The 14,490-nt window shown below is 71.4% G+C and carries 17 protein-coding genes; 13 read left to right on the forward strand and 4 right to left on the reverse strand.

Annotated features, from left to right (window positions below; all coding sequences use genetic code 11):
• The 11 genes from AB7U92_RS08325 to AB7U92_RS08375 form a co-directional block, all read left to right on the forward strand.
• A partial coding sequence (locus tag AB7U92_RS08325; protein ID WP_428575717.1) for an NAD(P)H-dependent oxidoreductase occupies nt 1–517 on the forward strand: 517 nt, incomplete at its 5' end.
• Entirely contained in the window at nt 517–2,322 is a 1,806-nt protein-coding gene (gene kefC, locus AB7U92_RS08330; RefSeq protein ID WP_428575718.1) for a glutathione-regulated potassium-efflux system protein KefC, read from the forward strand. The genes AB7U92_RS08325 and kefC, both read left to right, overlap by 1 nt.
• Before the next feature lie 67 nt (nt 2,323–2,389).
• Entirely contained in the window at nt 2,390–2,806 is a 417-nt protein-coding gene (locus tag AB7U92_RS08335) for a Fur family transcriptional regulator (RefSeq protein WP_428575719.1), read from the forward strand.
• Nucleotides 2,803–3,012 carry a hypothetical protein gene (locus tag AB7U92_RS08340; protein ID WP_428575720.1) on the forward strand — a complete coding sequence of 70 codons (210 nt, stop codon included), beginning with the start codon at nt 2,803–2,805 and terminating at the stop codon, nt 3,010–3,012. The genes AB7U92_RS08335 and AB7U92_RS08340 overlap by 4 nt, the downstream gene beginning before the upstream one ends.
• Nucleotides 3,009–3,749 (forward strand): metal ABC transporter ATP-binding protein, encoded by a 741-nt coding sequence (locus AB7U92_RS08345; RefSeq protein ID WP_428575721.1) that lies wholly within the window; start codon nt 3,009–3,011, stop codon nt 3,747–3,749. Before AB7U92_RS08340 ends, AB7U92_RS08345 begins: the two co-directional genes overlap by 4 nt.
• Nucleotides 3,750–3,757: 8 nt before the next feature.
• On the forward strand, nt 3,758–4,633 hold the full coding sequence (locus AB7U92_RS08350) for a metal ABC transporter permease (RefSeq protein ID WP_428575722.1): 876 nt from the start codon (nt 3,758–3,760) through the stop codon (nt 4,631–4,633).
• 6 nt (nt 4,634–4,639) lie between these two features.
• A complete protein-coding gene (locus AB7U92_RS08355; protein ID WP_428575723.1) occupies nt 4,640–5,533 on the forward strand; it encodes a metal ABC transporter solute-binding protein, Zn/Mn family in 894 nt (297 codons plus the stop codon).
• Nucleotides 5,534–5,555: 22 nt separating this feature from the next.
• The gene (locus AB7U92_RS08360) at nt 5,556–6,068 is read left to right on the forward strand and encodes a DUF2796 domain-containing protein (RefSeq protein WP_428575724.1); all 513 of its coding nucleotides are present in this window, start codon (nt 5,556–5,558) and stop codon (nt 6,066–6,068) included.
• On the forward strand, nt 6,056–6,763 hold the full coding sequence (locus AB7U92_RS08365; protein ID WP_428575733.1) for an ATP-binding cassette domain-containing protein: 708 nt from the start codon (nt 6,056–6,058) through the stop codon (nt 6,761–6,763). Before AB7U92_RS08360 ends, AB7U92_RS08365 begins: the two co-directional genes overlap by 13 nt.
• Nucleotides 6,760–8,034, forward strand: a complete 1,275-nt coding sequence (locus AB7U92_RS08370; protein ID WP_428575725.1) for an ABC transporter permease — start codon at nt 6,760–6,762, stop codon at nt 8,032–8,034. The genes AB7U92_RS08365 and AB7U92_RS08370 overlap by 4 nt, the downstream gene beginning before the upstream one ends.
• A gap of 13 nt (nt 8,035–8,047) precedes the next feature.
• Complete coding sequence (locus tag AB7U92_RS08375) at nt 8,048–8,596, forward strand: DUF3299 domain-containing protein (RefSeq protein WP_428575726.1); 549 nt, start codon at nt 8,048–8,050, stop codon at nt 8,594–8,596.
• An 18-nt stretch (nt 8,597–8,614) separates the two neighbouring features.
• Here AB7U92_RS08375 and AB7U92_RS08380 read toward each other — a convergent pair whose 3' ends face one another.
• Nucleotides 8,615–9,391 carry a sulfite exporter TauE/SafE family protein gene (locus tag AB7U92_RS08380; protein WP_428575727.1) on the reverse strand — a complete coding sequence of 259 codons (777 nt, stop codon included), beginning with the start codon at nt 9,389–9,391 and terminating at the stop codon, nt 8,615–8,617.
• Nucleotides 9,392–9,408: 17 nt separating this feature from the next.
• Between AB7U92_RS08380 and AB7U92_RS08385 the strand changes: the two genes are divergently transcribed.
• Nucleotides 9,409–9,840: a DUF1841 family protein gene (locus tag AB7U92_RS08385; protein WP_428575728.1), complete on the forward strand. Its 432-nt coding sequence runs from the start codon at nt 9,409–9,411 to the stop codon at nt 9,838–9,840.
• A gap of 2 nt (nt 9,841–9,842) precedes the next feature.
• Here AB7U92_RS08385 and AB7U92_RS08390 read toward each other — a convergent pair whose 3' ends face one another.
• From AB7U92_RS08390 to AB7U92_RS08400, 3 genes are all read right to left on the reverse strand, one after another.
• Entirely contained in the window at nt 9,843–11,891 is a 2,049-nt protein-coding gene (locus AB7U92_RS08390; protein WP_428575729.1) for a putative bifunctional diguanylate cyclase/phosphodiesterase, read from the reverse strand.
• 141 nt (nt 11,892–12,032) lie between these two features.
• Nucleotides 12,033–12,671, reverse strand: coding sequence for a response regulator (locus AB7U92_RS08395; protein ID WP_428575730.1), 639 nt, complete (start codon nt 12,669–12,671; stop codon nt 12,033–12,035).
• A complete protein-coding gene (locus tag AB7U92_RS08400; RefSeq protein WP_428575731.1) occupies nt 12,668–13,813 on the reverse strand; it encodes a response regulator in 1,146 nt (381 codons plus the stop codon). The genes AB7U92_RS08395 and AB7U92_RS08400 overlap by 4 nt, the downstream gene beginning before the upstream one ends.
• A gap of 142 nt (nt 13,814–13,955) precedes the next feature.
• Between AB7U92_RS08400 and AB7U92_RS08405 the strand changes: the two genes are divergently transcribed.
• Nucleotides 13,956–14,417 (forward strand): hypothetical protein, encoded by a 462-nt coding sequence (locus tag AB7U92_RS08405; RefSeq protein WP_428575732.1) that lies wholly within the window; start codon nt 13,956–13,958, stop codon nt 14,415–14,417.
• Nucleotides 14,418–14,490: the final 73 nt, after the last annotated feature.

A 14,490-nucleotide genomic window follows, 5' to 3' on the forward strand; every position in this document is an offset into this window, starting at 1 on the left:
GGTGCGCGATCTCTACGCCCTCTACCCCGACTACGACATCGACACCGCCACCGAGCGCGCAAGGCTGGCGGCAGCGAGGCTGGTGGTCTGGCAGCACCCGGTGCACTGGTATGCGATGCCGCCGCTGATGAAGCTCTGGCTCGACGAGGTGCTGACCTTCGGCTGGGCCTACGGCCCGGGCGGCCACGCGCTGCGCGGCAAGGACCTGTGGCTGGCCCTGTCGACCGGCGGCGAGCAGCAGGCCTACCGGCCCGACGGCTACAACCGCTACTTCTTCGACGCCTTCCTGCCGCCGGTGGAGCAGACCGCTGCGCTGTGCGGCATGCGCTTCCTGCCACCGCTGGTGCTGCACGGCGCGCACCACGCCGACGAGGCGGCCATCGCCGAACACGCCCGCGTCTACGCCGAGCGCCTGGCCAGCTACCCCGACTGGCCCGAACTCGACGACCTGCCCGAATGCGTGGCCTGCGAGGTGCCGGCTTCAGCGCGCCCGGCGGCCGCCGCGGAGGCGCCCTGATGGAACACGGCAACTGGCTGACCGGCAGCCTGGTCTACCTCGCTGCCGCGGTGCTCGCCGTGCCGCTGGCCAAGGCCCTCGGCCTGGGATCGATCATCGGCTACCTCGCCGCCGGCATCGTGATCGGGCCCTGGGGGCTGAAGCTGGTGTCCGACCCGCAGGACATGCTGCACTTCGCCGAGTTCGGCGTGGTGCTGATGCTCTTCCTCGTCGGCCTGGAGCTCGAGCCGCGCCGGCTGTGGGCGCTGCGCCGGCCGATCTTCGGCTGGGGCAGCGTGCAGCTGTTCGGCTCGGCGGCCTTGATGACGGCGGCGGGCGTGGCCTTCGGCGTCGACTGGCACGTCGCGCTGGTGGCGGCACTGGGCCTGGCGATGAGTTCCACCGCCATCGGCCTGGGCGTGCTGGCCGAGCGCAACCTGATGGCCACCAGCTCCGGCCAAGGCGTGCTCAGCGTGATGCTGCTGCAGGACGTGGCGGCAATTCCGATCCTCGCCTTCGTGCCACTGCTGGCTGCCGCAGGCGCGCAGGAGGCCGGCAACGGCTGGTGGGGCGCGGCCAAGGCCGCCAGCGTGATCGCGCTGATCGTGCTTGGCGGCCGCCTGCTGCTGCGCCCGGCGCTGCGCTGGATCGCCCGCAGCCGCACGCCGGAGATCTTCACCGCGGCCTCGCTGCTGCTGGTGGTGGCCACCGCGGCGCTGATGCAGTCGGTCGGGCTGTCGATGGCGCTGGGCGCCTTCCTCGCCGGCGTGCTGCTCGCCGAGAGCGAATACCGCCGCGAGCTCGAGACCGACATCGAGCCCTTCAAGGGCCTGCTGCTCGGCCTGTTCTTCATCGCGGTGGGCATGAGCATCGACTTCGCGGTCGTGCTGGCGCAGCCGCTGCTCGTGGCGGCCATCGTCGCCGGCTTCCTGCTCGTCAAGGCCGCGGTGCTGTGGGCGATGGGCCGTGCGATGCCGATCCCGGCGGGCGAGCGACCGCCGTTCGTGATCCTGCTGGCGCAGGGCGGGGAGTTCGGCTTCGTGGTGTTCCAGACCGCCGCTGGCGCGAACGTGATCGACGCGCCGACGTCCTCGCTGCTGGTGGCGGCGGTGGCGCTGTCGATGCTGCTGACGCCGCTGGTGCTGCTGCTGTCCGACCGCTTCTGGGCACGCCGGCATGCCGCCGGGGCCCGCGAGGCGGCCTATGACACCATCGACGCGGGCCACGCAGCGCCGGTGATCATCGCCGGCTTCGGCCGCTACGGGCAGATCGTCGGCCGGCTGCTGTTCGCCAGCGGCTTCTCGGCCACCGTGCTGGAGCACGATGCCGAGCAGGTCGAGGCGGTGCGCCGCTTCGGCTGGCCGGTGTACTACGGCGACGCCGCGCGGCTCGACCTGCTGCGCAGCGCCGGCGCCGAGTCGGCGCGCCTGTTCGTGCTGGCCATCGACGACGTGGCGCAGAGCGTGGCGGTCGCGAAGCTGGTGCGCGAGCACTTCCCACGGCTGACCATCGTCGCCCGCGCGCGCAACGTGGCGCACTACTACCAGCTGCGGGCGCTGGGCATCGAGGCGGTCGAGCGCGAGACGCTCGATTCGGCGCTGATGAGTGGGCGCAGCGCCCTCGAAGCGCTCGGCTTCGAGCGCCACCAGGCACGCACGCTGGCGATGCGCTTCCGGCGCCATAACGTCGAACTGGTCGAGCAGATGCGGCCGCATTCGGGCGACCCCGACCAGCTGATCGCCATCGCCAAGCAGGGCCGGCAGCAGTTGGAGGAACAGTTCGCCCGCGAGCGGGAGGAAGCGCGCCAGCACCGCGGCTTGTCCTGACGGCTGGCTCGGGTTCCCGGCCTGGCACGGCAAATGCAAGTGCATTTGCAATAAGATGCCAGCCGCCATGGACACCCGCCCCTCCCGCCAGACCCGCCAGAAGGAAGCCGTGCTGCGCTCGCTGGTCGACAGCGGCCGCTCGCTGGCACCGGCCGAGATCCTGGAGCTCGCCCGTGCCGAGGTGCCGACGCTCAACCTCTCCACCGTCTACCGGCAGCTGCGCACGCTGCACGAGGAGGCGCAGGTGGTACGCGTCGACCTGCCCGGACAGGCGGCGCGCTTCGAGGCGCCGTGCAGCCACGCCCCGGTGCGGGGCCATGCGCACCATCACCATCACTTCCACTGCACCGCCTGCGACCGGGTGTTCCCGATCCACGGCTGCCCGGGCGGCATCGAGCGGCTGGCGCCGGCGGGCTTCCGCGTCGAGCAGCACGAGCTGACGCTGCGCGGGCGCTGCGCCGATTGCGCGGGAGCGGCGGCATGACGCACGACCACGCCCACGATCATTCGCACAGCCACTCCCATGGCCATGCGCACCCCCATCACCCCGCCCCGGCCGTGGCCGAGCGCGAGGTCGTGGCGCCGACGGTGCTGATGAGCAGCGCGGCCACCCGCATCGCCGTGGTGCTGGGCGCGCTGGCGGCGCTGTGGGCCGCCGTGGCCTGGGCGCTGACGGACCTCGCCGCATGAGCGCCAGCGCCGTCCGCGTGGTCGACCTGACGGTGACGCACCAGCGCCACCCGGCGGTGCACCACCTCAGCGGCGAGCTGGCGATGGGCTCGCTCACCGCGGTGATCGGCCCCAACGGTGCCGGCAAGAGCAGCCTGCTCGACGCGCTGGCCGGCCGCCTGCCGCTGAGTTCCGGGCGCATCGAGATCGCGCCCGAGCTGGCCGGCCGGGTCGCCTATCTGCCGCAGCAGTCGCAGATCGACCGCAGCTTCCCGCTCGGCGTGCTCGACCTCGTGGCGCTGGGCCACTGGCCGAGGCGCGGCGCCTTCGGCGCCATCGACGCGCCGCTGCGCCAGCGCGCCCGCGAGGCGCTGGCCTCGGTCGGCCTCACCGGCTTCGAGCAGCGGCGCATCGGCGAGCTGTCGGTGGGCCAGTTCCAGCGCGTGCTGTTCGCCCGCGTGCTGCTGCAGGACGCGCAGCTGATCCTGCTCGACGAGCCCTTCAACGCCATCGACGCCCGCACCAGCGCCGACCTGCTGGCCGTGGTGCGGCGCTGGCATGGCGAGGCGCGTACGGTGGTCGCGGTGCTGCACGACATGGAACTCGTGCGCGAGCACTTTCCGCAGACGCTGCTGCTGGCGCGCGAGCCGGTGGCCTGGGGCCCGACGGCCCAGGTGCTGCACGCCGAGAACCTGTTCCGCGCGCGCCAGATGGCCGAGCGCTGGGACGAATCCGCGCCCGTCTGCGAGAAGGCCTGAGGCACGCCATGGGCCTGTACGAGCTGTTCATCCAGCCCTTCGCCGAATTCGGCTTCATGCGCCGTGCGCTGGTGGCCTGCCTGGCGCTGGCGCTGGGCAGCGCGCCGATGGGCACGCTGCTGGTGCTGCGCCGCATGAGCCTGATGGGCGACGCGATGGCGCATGCCGTGCTGCCCGGTGCGGCGATCGGCTTCGCGATCGCCGGCTTCTCGCTGCCGGCGATGGGCGCCGGCGGGCTGGCGGCGGCGCTGCTGGTGGCCGTGCTCGCCGGCTGGGTGGCGCAGGTGACCACGCAGCGAGAAGACGCCAGCTTCGCCGCCTTCTACCTGATCGCGCTGGCGGCCGGCGTGCTGATCGTCTCCACCCACGGCAGCCCGGTCGACCTGATGCACGTGCTGTTCGGCAGCATCCTCGCCGTCGACGACACCGCGCTGATCAGCGTGGCCGGCGTGGCCAGCGTGACGCTGCTGGTGGTGGCCGCGGCGTACCGGCCGCTGCTGGTGGCCAGCGTCGACCCGGGCTTCCTGCGCTCGGTGGGCGGGGCCGAGCGCACGCTGCATTTCGTCTTCCTCGGCCTGGTGGTGCTCAACCTGGTGGCCGGATTCCAGGCACTGGGCACGCTGATGGCCGTGGGCCTGATGATGCTGCCGGCCACCGCGGCGCGCTTCTGGGCGCGCGAGGTGTGGAGCCTGGCCGCCGTGGCCACGCTGATCGCGCTGGCCAGCGCCGCCGGAGGCCTGCTGCTCAGCTACCACCTGCAGCTGCCCTCGGGCCCGGCCATCGTGTTGCTGGCCGGGGCGGGATACGTCGTGTCGCTGCTGGCCGGCCGCCACGACAGCCTGCTCGCGCGCCGCATCGCGCTGCGCGCCCACCGTGTGGCCTGAACCTCGATGAAACGCCTTCGCTTCCTCACCCTCGCACTGGCCCTGCTGGCCGTCGTTCTTCCCGTTCGTGCGCAGACGCCGAAGCCGCTGCAGGTGGTGGCGAGCTTCTCCATCCTCGCCGACATGGCCCGTGAGGTGGCGGGCGACGCCGCGCAGGTGCATTCGCTCGTCGGCGCGAACGCCGACGCCCACGTGTTCGAGCCGACACCGGCCGACGCGCAGCGACTGGCGAAGGCCGACCTGGTGATCGTCAACGGCCTGCACTTCGAAGGCTGGATCGACCGGCTGGTGCGCGCCTCGGGCTACCGCGGCAAGGTGGTGGCAGCCACGCAGGGCATCGTGCCGCGGCGCGCGGGGCGTGGCATCGATCCGCATGCGTGGCAGAGCCTCGCGCATGCCCAGCGCTATGTCGAGAACATCCGCGCCGCACTCGTCGCCGCGGCGCCGGCGCAGGCCTCGGCCATCGATGCCCGCGCCAAGGCCTACAGCGCGCGCATCGCCGAGCTCGACGCCCGTTCGCGCGCTGCCTTCGACGCCATCCCGCGCGATCAGCGCCGCGTCGTCAGCACGCACGACGCCTTCGGCTACCTCGGGGAGGCTTACGGCATCACCTTCATCTCGCCGCGCAGCTGGAACACCGACAGCGAAGCCTCGGCCGCCGGCGTGGCTGCGGTGATCCGCCAGGTGCGGCTGCACCAGGCGCGCGCGCTGTTCGTCGAGAACATCACCGACCGGCGCAGCATCGAGCGCATCGCCCAGGAGACCGGTGCGCAAGTGGGCGGCACGCTGTACTCCGATGCGCTGTCGGCGCCTGGCCAGGGCGCCGCCACCTACCTCGAGCTGATGGCCCACAACGTCGAGGCGATCGCCACGGCGCTGCGTGCGGCCGCCGCACGCTGACCCCGCCGTAGAGGACTCCGCCATGAAGAAGCTCGCCCTGTGCCTCGCGCTGGCCTCCGCCTTGCCCGCCTGGGCCGGCAAGGCCCACGAACACGGCGCCGCGCGCCTGGACGTGGCCGTCGATGGCGGCACGCTGACGATCGTGCTCGACACACCACTGGACGGCCTGCTCGGCTTCGAGCGCGCACCACGCAGCGAGGCCGAGACGCGCGCCGCCGATCAGGCCGTGGCCACGCTGCGCGCCGCCGACAAGCTGTTCGCCATCGACGCGGCCGCGCGCTGCACGCCGGCCTCGGTGGAGCTCCTGTCCGCGCCGCTGAAGCTCGGCGCGGCCGCCCCGGCGAAGGACGACGGCCACGGCGATCTCGAGGGCACGTTCACCTTCCAGTGCCAGGCCGCGCCAGCCTTCGTGGACGCCGGCCTGTTCAAGGCCTTCCCGCGCCTGTCGCGCATCGACGTGCAGGTGGCCACGGCCAAGGGCCAGCGCAAGCAGGTGCTGAAGCGGCCGGCGCAGCGCATCGAATTGCCGCGGTGATCACGCTGCGCGACGTCCGCTATGCCTGGCCGCGCGCTGCGCGCGACGTGCTGGCGATCGACGCGCTGGACATCGGCGCCGGCGAGACCGTGTTCCTGCATGGCCCGAGCGGCTGCGGCAAGAGCACGCTGCTGTCGCTGCTGGCCGGCGTGCTGCTCCCGCGCTCGGGCAGCGTGACGCTCGCCGGGCGCCGCTGGAGCGAGCTGCCCGCCGCCGCACGCGACCGCCATCGCGCCGACCACGTCGGCTACCTGTTCCAGCAGTTCAATCTGCTGCCCTGGCTGCCGGTGATCGACAACGTGCTGCTCGGCTGCCGCTTCTCGCCGGCGCGCGGCGCGCGCGCCGAACAGCGCAGCGGCTCGCCGGTGGCGCAGGCGCGCACGCTGCTGCAGCGCGTCGGCCTGCCGCAGGACGCCTGGACGCGCCCAGCACGCGAGCTGTCGGTCGGCCAGCAGCAGCGGGTGGCGGCGGCGCGCGCGCTGATCGGCGCGCCGGAGGTGGTGATCGCCGACGAGCCGACCTCGGCGCTCGATGCCGCGCTGCGCGAAGGCTTCATGGATGTGCTGCTCGGCGAATGCCGCGCCGGCGGCAGCACGCTGGTGTTCGTCAGCCACGACGAGCGGCTGGCGGCGCGCTTCGACCGCGCGCTCTCGCTGCCCGAACTCAACCGCGCCGCGCAGGAGGCCACGGCATGACCAGTCTGCCAGCGCTTGCCGCCGCCAGCGCCTGGAACCGGCGCGGCACGCTGTCGCTGGTGGCGCTGTCGATCGCGCTAGCCACGCTGCTGCTGCTGAGCTTCGAGCGCGTGCGCATGGACGTGCGCGACAACTTCACCAGCGCCGTCAGCGGCACCGATCTCGTCGTCGGCGCGCGCACCGGGCCGATCCAGCTGATGCTCTATGCGGTGTTCCGCCTCGGCGGCGCCACCAACAGCATCCGCATGGACAGCCTGCGCGCCGTCGAGCAGCACCGCGCCGTGGCCTGGGTGGTGCCGCTGTCGCTGGGCGACTCGCACCGCGGCTTCCCGGTGCTGGGCACGACCGCGGCCTACTTCGAGCGCTTCCGCTACGGCGAGCAGCAGCCGCTGGTGCTGGCCCAGGGCGCGCCCTTCAGCGGCGATCTCGACGGCCTGTACGGTGCCGTGCTCGGCGCCGAGGTGGCACAGCGGCTGAACTACACACTCGGCAGCCGAATGGTGCTGGCCCACGGCAGTGGCACGCTGCCCGGCAGCGAGCACGCGGACAAGCCCTTCACCGTGGTCGGCATCCTCGCGCCCACCGGCACGCCGGTGGACCGCACGGTGCACATCAGCCTGCAGGCCCTGGAGGCAATCCACCTCGACTGGTCGGCCGGCGTGCCGATGAAGGGAATGAGCATCCCCGCCGAGCAGGCGCGCAAGTTCGACCTCGAGCCCAAGCAGGTGACCGCCGCGCTGGTCGGCCTGAAGGGCCGCGCCGCGGTGTTCAACGTGCAGCGCTTCGTCAGCGAGTACGAGGGCGAGCCGCTGATGGCGGTGCTGCCCGGCGTGGCGCTCGACGAGCTGTGGACGGTGGTCGGCGTGGGCGAGAAGCTGCTGCTGGCGCTGTCCGGCCTGGTGGCGCTGGTCAGCCTGGCCGGCCTGGTGGCCACGGTGCTGGCCGGGCTGAACGAAAGGCGCCGCGAACTGGCGGTGCTGCGCGCGGTGGGTGCCGGGCCGCGCCACGTGCTGTGGCTGCTGGCGCTCGAAGGCCTGCTGGTCACGCTGGCCGGCGTGGCGCTGGGGGTGCTTGCCAGCGCGGCGCTGATCGGGCTGGCCGGCCCCAGGGTGCAGTCCACCTACGGCATCGCGCTCACGCTGGCCGCCCCCAGCGCCACGCAGTGGCTGCTGCTCGCGGGCGTTCTGGCCGCCGGCGTGCTGGCCAGCCTGGTGCCGGGTGTGCGCGCCTATCGACTCTCGCTGGCCGACGGGCTGGCACCGCGTAGCTGAACGAGGAGTGGCAATGAAGAAGTGGCTCACCCTGTTGATGGCGCTGGCCCTGGCCGCGCCGCTGGCCCAGGCGCAGGACAAGCCTGCCGCGCGCCCCGGCCACACCGAGATCACCTGGGACGAACTGGTGCCGGCCGACTGGGACCCTCTCAAGCAGTTCAAGGACATGAATTTCGGCGTGCTCAGCGACGCCGACCCGCGCGCCGCCGAGATGCTGAAGAAGATGCGCGAGGTGTGGGACAACGCGCCGGTCAACAACAAGATGGACGGCCGCGCGATCCGCATCCCCGGCTACATCGTGCCGCTGGAGGAAGGCAAGAACGGCATGACCGAGTTCCTGCTGGTGCCCTACTTCGGCGCCTGCATCCACTCGCCGCCGCCGCCGGCCAACCAGATCATCCACGTCAAGCCGAAGTCGCCCGCCAAGGGCTTCAAGTCGATGGACACGGTGTGGGTCGACGGCACGCTGCGCACGCTGCGCTCCGACACCTTCATGGGCGTGAGCAGCTACCGCATGGAGGCGGTGGGCATCGAGCGCTACGTCGAGAAGCCGGCGAAGTAGACGGGGTTCAGCGGCGCGCTACTTCAGGCCGTCATAGAGCAGCTTCGCGCCCGTCAGCCCCATGCCGGCGTAGGCGAGGCGGTAGAACCACGCCGGGTCGATGCGCCGGGTGGCCCATACGCCCAGCCACACGCCGATTGGCGCCAGCGGCATCAGCACCAGTGCAGTGGCCATGTTGGTCAGGTCGATCAGGCCCAGCCACGCATACGGAATCCACTTCGACAGGTTGACGGCAGCGAAGAACACCGCGGCGCTGGCCGCATAGGTCAGCGGCTGCAGGCGCAGCGGCAGCACGTAGGCGTTGAACGGCGGGCTGCCCGCATGCGCCACGAAGCTGGTGAAGCCCGAGGCGATGCCGAGCGCGAAGCCCAGCGGCCTGGGCGGCGGCGGGTGGTCGGCGCGCGGCGGAAACAGCAGCCGCTGGGCGAGGAAGATCAGCGTCAGCGCACCCACCACCGCGGCGACGGTGGCCGGACTCAGCACGCCGAACAGCAGCGTGCCGACCACGGTGCCGAGCAGACCGGCCGGCAGCAGCCAGCGCAGCAACTGGCCGTCGGCATGCTTCCACAGCTGCTGCAGCCCGGTGGCGTCCATCACCAGCAGCAGCGGCAGCATGATCGCCGCGGCCTGCGGCACCGGGATCACCAGCGCCATCAGAGGCACCGCCAGCGAGCCGAAACCGCCGAGGAAGCCGCTCTTGGACAGGCCCATCATCAGCACCGCCGGCACCGCCACGGCATAGAAGGCCGCGTCGTGGATGAGCGGCCAGTCGGCCCAAGCGTTCCATGCCGTCATGAGGCGACAATTCTGCGATGTTTGCCCCTTCCCAGAACGACGTGCGGCGCTTCTTCTGCGCCACCCACGCCAAGCGCCGAGACGGCGCGCCCTTGACGCCGATGGAGGCGCTGGCTGCCGACTGGATCGGCGAGCACCCGGAGTACCACGCCGAGCTCGACGACGTCGATGCGGCGCTGGCCGCGGTCTACGACGTCGAGACCGGGCGCACCAATCCGTTCCTGCACCTGTCGATGCACCTCACGATCACCGAGCAGGTGGCGATCGACCAGCCGCGCGGCATCAAGCAGGCCTTCGAATTGCTGGCGGCCAAGCGCGGCTCCGCGCACGAGGCCCACCACGAGGTGATGGAGTGCCTGGGCGAGATGATCTGGGCTTCGCAGAAGAGCGGCCTGCCGCCGGACGGCGAGCGCTACCTGGAGTGCGTGCGACGCCGGGCGACGCGCTGAGGTCATGCCGCCTTGAGCGGCTCCTTGCTGTGCGGCTGCGTGGCCAGCCGCGAGGTCTGGCGCGTCTCGCCGAACAGCGAGTTGCGGAACACCGACGAATCACCGCGGTCGCCCAGCGCCCACAACAGCAGCGCGCGCGCCGTCATCGGCTTGGCGAACAGGTAGCCCTGCAGCTCGTCGCAACCCATCTCGGCCAGGATCTGGTGCTGGCGCGGATTCTCCACGCCTTCGGCCACCACCTTCAGGCCCAGCGCATGGGCCAGCTTGACCACCGCGTCGACCACCGCACGGGCATCGGCGCTGTGCTCCAGGTCCTGCACGAACATGCGGTCGATCTTCAGCTCCTCGGCCGGCAGCCGGCGCAGGTAGGCCAGGCTCGAGTGGCCGGTGCCGAAGTCGTCGATCGACAGGTGCACGCCGAGCTCGCCAAGGCGGCGGAAGGTCTCCTGCGTGGCGCGGGTGTCCTCCATCGCTGCGGTCTCGGTGATCTCGCAGGTCAGCAGCGAGGGCCGGATCTTGTGGCGCTTCAGCGCCTCGGTGATACGGTCGACGATGTCGTCCTGACGCATCTGGTAGGTCGACAGGTTGATCGCCACGCGCATGCGCAGGCCCTTGTCACGCCAGGCGCGCGCCTGGCGGCAGGCGTCCTCGATCACCCAGTCGCCCAGGGCGCCGATCAGCCCGGTGCGCTCGGCGAGCTGGATGAAGTCGCCGGGCATCACCGTGCCGAGCTTGGGATGGTTCCAGCGCAGCAGCGCCTCGGCGGCGGTCACCTGGCCGCTGCGTGCATCGATCTTCGGCTGGAAGTACAGCTCCAGTTCGTTGCCGGCGATGGCGCGGCGCAGGTCGCGCACCATCTCGAAGTCCTGCTTCGCGGCATGGTCCATCTCCGGCGAGAAATAGGCGTGGCGCGTGCCGCCGGCCCGCTTGGCGGAGTACATCGCCGCGTCGGCCCGCGGGATCAGCTTGCTGGGCTTGCAGCCGTCGGGATAGAGCGCGATGCCGACCGAGCAGGAGATGCTGATCTCACGCTCGTCGACCTTGTAGGGCCGGCTGAGCAGTTCGATCATCGCCTTGGCCACGCGGGTGACCGAGTCCTGCGAGCTGATCGCCGGCATCAGCAGCAGGAACTCGTCGCCGCCGACGCGCGCCGCCACGTCGGCGCCGCGGGTGATCGATCGCAGCCGCTGGCCGACCTGCTCGAGCACGCGGTCGCCGCAGGCGTGGCCGTAGGTGTCGTTGACCGGCTTGAAGCCATCGAGGTCGATGAACAGCACCGCCAGCTTGCTGCGCTTGGCGTCGCAGCGCTTGGCGGCGGCGAGCAGCCGCTCCTCGAAGAACTGCCGCGTCGGCAGCCCGGTGAGCACGTCGCCGGCCGGGCGCGCGGCGCGCTGCGCGGGCTCGGCTGCCAGCGTGCCGTGGCGCAGCGCGGCCCACAGCACGGCGGCCAGGCTCGCCATCACGGCCAGCATGGCGACTTCGGGCCACGAGGTCAGCGGCACGCTCGCATCGGTGGCCAGGAAGCGGCCGAGCGCCAGCGCGACGATGCCGGCCACCAGCAGGGCCGCGACCGCGTGCGTCGCGGCGGCCACGGGTGCGCGCCGCAGCGGCAGGAACAGGGCGATGCCGGCGAACGCCAGCACAGTGATGGCCACGCCTTCTCCGAGCGGCACGTTCACCGGCGCGGTGCGGAACAGCCCCGGCAGCAGCAGCATCGCGTAGCCGTAGGCGGCGGCGATGGTCGCCGCGCCCGCGGCCAGCGTGCCAGCGATCGAACGCACCGCCCAGGCGCGCGCCGTGGCCAGCGCCACCAACGACAGGCCGAGCGCCGGCAACCAGGCCAGCATGGAGCGGATGCCCGAGTTCGCCACCAGCGTGCCTTCCACCTGCAGCGTGTGCGCCGGCCACCACAGGCCACACGCGACCAGCACAGCCGCGCCGAAGCGGATGAATCGCGCCAGCGGCTTGCCGCGCCGGTCGGCCGCCACGGCGATGCCGGCGGCCAGCCACAGCAGCAAGGCGGTCACGACGAAGCAGGCGGCGACGAGCATCGGTCAGGCAGGGGTCGGGGAGTCGTCGAGTGACGTACGTCCCCGATCTTCAGCCCTTTCGGCCCGCCTGCCGCCCGCTTGAGGCGCGCAAAGCGGGCCGGCCGTGACGCACGCCTCATCTGGCCGGGCCAGCCCCCCAGTTCAATGGCCGACGAGGCCGTTGCGGATCGCGTAGACCGTCAACTCCGAGTTGTTGGCGAGCGACAGCTTCTCGAGCACGCGCGCCCGGTAGACGCTGACCGTCTTCGGGCTGAGCTTGAGCTCCTCGGCGATGTCCGACAGCCGCTTGCCCGAGGCGATCATCACCAGGGTCTGCAGCTCGCGGTCGGAAAGCTTCTCGTGCGAATTCTCGACCACCGGCGCGGTCAAGCTCTCGACCAGCATCTGCGCGATCTCCGGCGTGACGTACTTGCGCCCCTGCGACACCGTGCGCACGGCCGTGACGAGCTGCGCCGGATCGCCGCCCTTGTTGACGTAGCCGAAGGCGCCGGCGCGCAAGGCGCGGATGGCGTACTGGTCTTCCGGATACATCGACACCACCAGCACGCGCATCGGCAGGCCTTCGTCCTTGAGCACGTGCAGCACGTCCAGCCCGCTGCGGCCACCGGGCAGGTTGATGTCGAGCACCAGCACGTCGCAGCTGTGGCTGCGCAGCAGGGTGCGCAGTTCGCCGTAGTCGCCCGCCTCGCCGACCACCTCGATGTCCGGGGCATCGGACAGCGTGTCGCGGATGCCGCGCCGGATCAGTGCGTGGTCGTCGCAAAGTATGACTTTGATCACAGAGTGCCCCACTGCGAAGGATCGTCCGGCTCGCTGACCGGACCGCTCGGCATCGGCGCGGTCTCGCCCGGCGTGTTCAAGGGTACCGAGAGTATCAGTGTCGTTCCGCCCGGGCCGCTGGACAGGTCGACCCAGCCGCCCACCGTGCCGGCGCGCTCGTGCAGGCCGCGGATGCCGAACGAGCGCGCCTTGGCCAGATCCTGCTGCGACAGGCCGCGGCCGTTGTCGCTGATTTCCAGCGACATCACGCCGCCGGCCAGCGACAGGTCGATCTGCACCCGCGTGGCGTGGGCGTGCTTGGTGATGTTGGTGAGCGCCTCCTGCGCCGTGCGGTAGGCCACCAGCGGCACGCCGGGCGGCCATTCGGGGGTGTGTGACGGAATGCGCAGCTCGCAGGGGATGCCGGTGCGCTTCTCGAAGCGCGAGGCGATCCACTGCAGCGCCGCCACCAGGCCCTGCTCGAGGATGGCCGGGCGCAGGTTGTGCATGATCCGCTTGCTCGATTCGATGGCCAGCGTCACGGTCTCCAGCGCCGACTGCACGCGCAGCCGCACGCCCTCGTCGGTGGTGTGGCGGGCGATCCAGGCGAGGTCGAACTTCAGCGCGGTCAGCGAGCCGCCGACGTCGTCGTGGATCTCGCGGGCGATCGCCGCGCGCTCGTGCTCGATGCTGGTCTGCAGGTGCTGGGCCAGCTCGCGCAGGCGCTGCTTGGACTTGTTCAGCTCGCGGTCGGCATGCTCGCGGGCGTGGCGCGTCTCGGTCGCCTCCACCGCATGCAGCAGCGCCGGCACCAGCCGCGCCAGGTTGTTCTTCAGCAGGTAGTCGGAAGCGCCGTTGCGCATCGCCTCGACCGCGGTGTCCTCGCCGATCTCGCCCGATACCAATATGAAGGGGATGTCGCGGCCGCTGGCCTTGAGCAGGTCCAGCGCCACCAGGCCGGAGAAGCCGGGCAGGTTGAAGTCGGACAGCACCACGTCCCAGTCCTGCTCGAGCGCGGCGAGGAAGGCGGCCTCCGAGTCGACCCGCAGCGAGCGCACCTCCAGGCCGCCGCGGCGCAGGTGGGTGAGCATCAGCTCGTGGTCCAGCTCGGAGTCCTCCAGGTGGAGCACGCGCAGCACATGGTCGAGCAGGGGGGCGGCCATGCGTGAAGTATGCCGCGGCGCCGCGCGTGAATCTGGCGGGGAATTCGCACCGACATCACCCTAATGATTGGCGGGCGGCTGCCGAAAATGGTCTGAGTCGCCAGCCCGCGGGCCGGCGCCGAAGCCTACTTGCGGAGCAACGATGCCAGACCGCCTCGAGATGGACCCCGGTGGGGGAAGCCCCCTGCCCCTGATGGCTGCCGCCGACATCCAGGACAACCTGATGACGGCCAGCAACGACCTGGAACGCCTGCAGCGCCTGCTCAGCGATGCGAGCGACGCGCTGCTCGGCCACTTCTACGGCGCGTCGGGACAGCTCAACCACCTGCTGCACACGATGGCGCAGCACCCCGACGTCGACGTGCGGCAGCTGCACGACGCGATGCAGCACATGGCCGGCGCGATCACCGCGATGCAGTTCCAGGACATGGCCTCGCAGCTGATCCACCACACCAACACGCGGCTGCGCAGCTGCGCCGACCGCCTGGCCGCCGAGGCCATGGGCGACGACGAGGACGGCGCCGCCGTCATCGAATCGGCCCCGCTGCGCCCCAACCCGGTCACGCAGGACGAGATGGACGCCGGTTCCATCGAGCTGTTCTGAGCCCTGGCATTCAAGAAAACCGAAACCTCTCCGAAATCCACTCGTTACCTGGAGCCCGACATGCATTCAATCC

Origin of the sequence: Piscinibacter sp., assembly GCF_050175855.1 — a bacterium.
In the GTDB taxonomy this organism is placed as follows: Bacteria; Pseudomonadota; Gammaproteobacteria; order Burkholderiales; family Burkholderiaceae_C; genus Piscinibacter.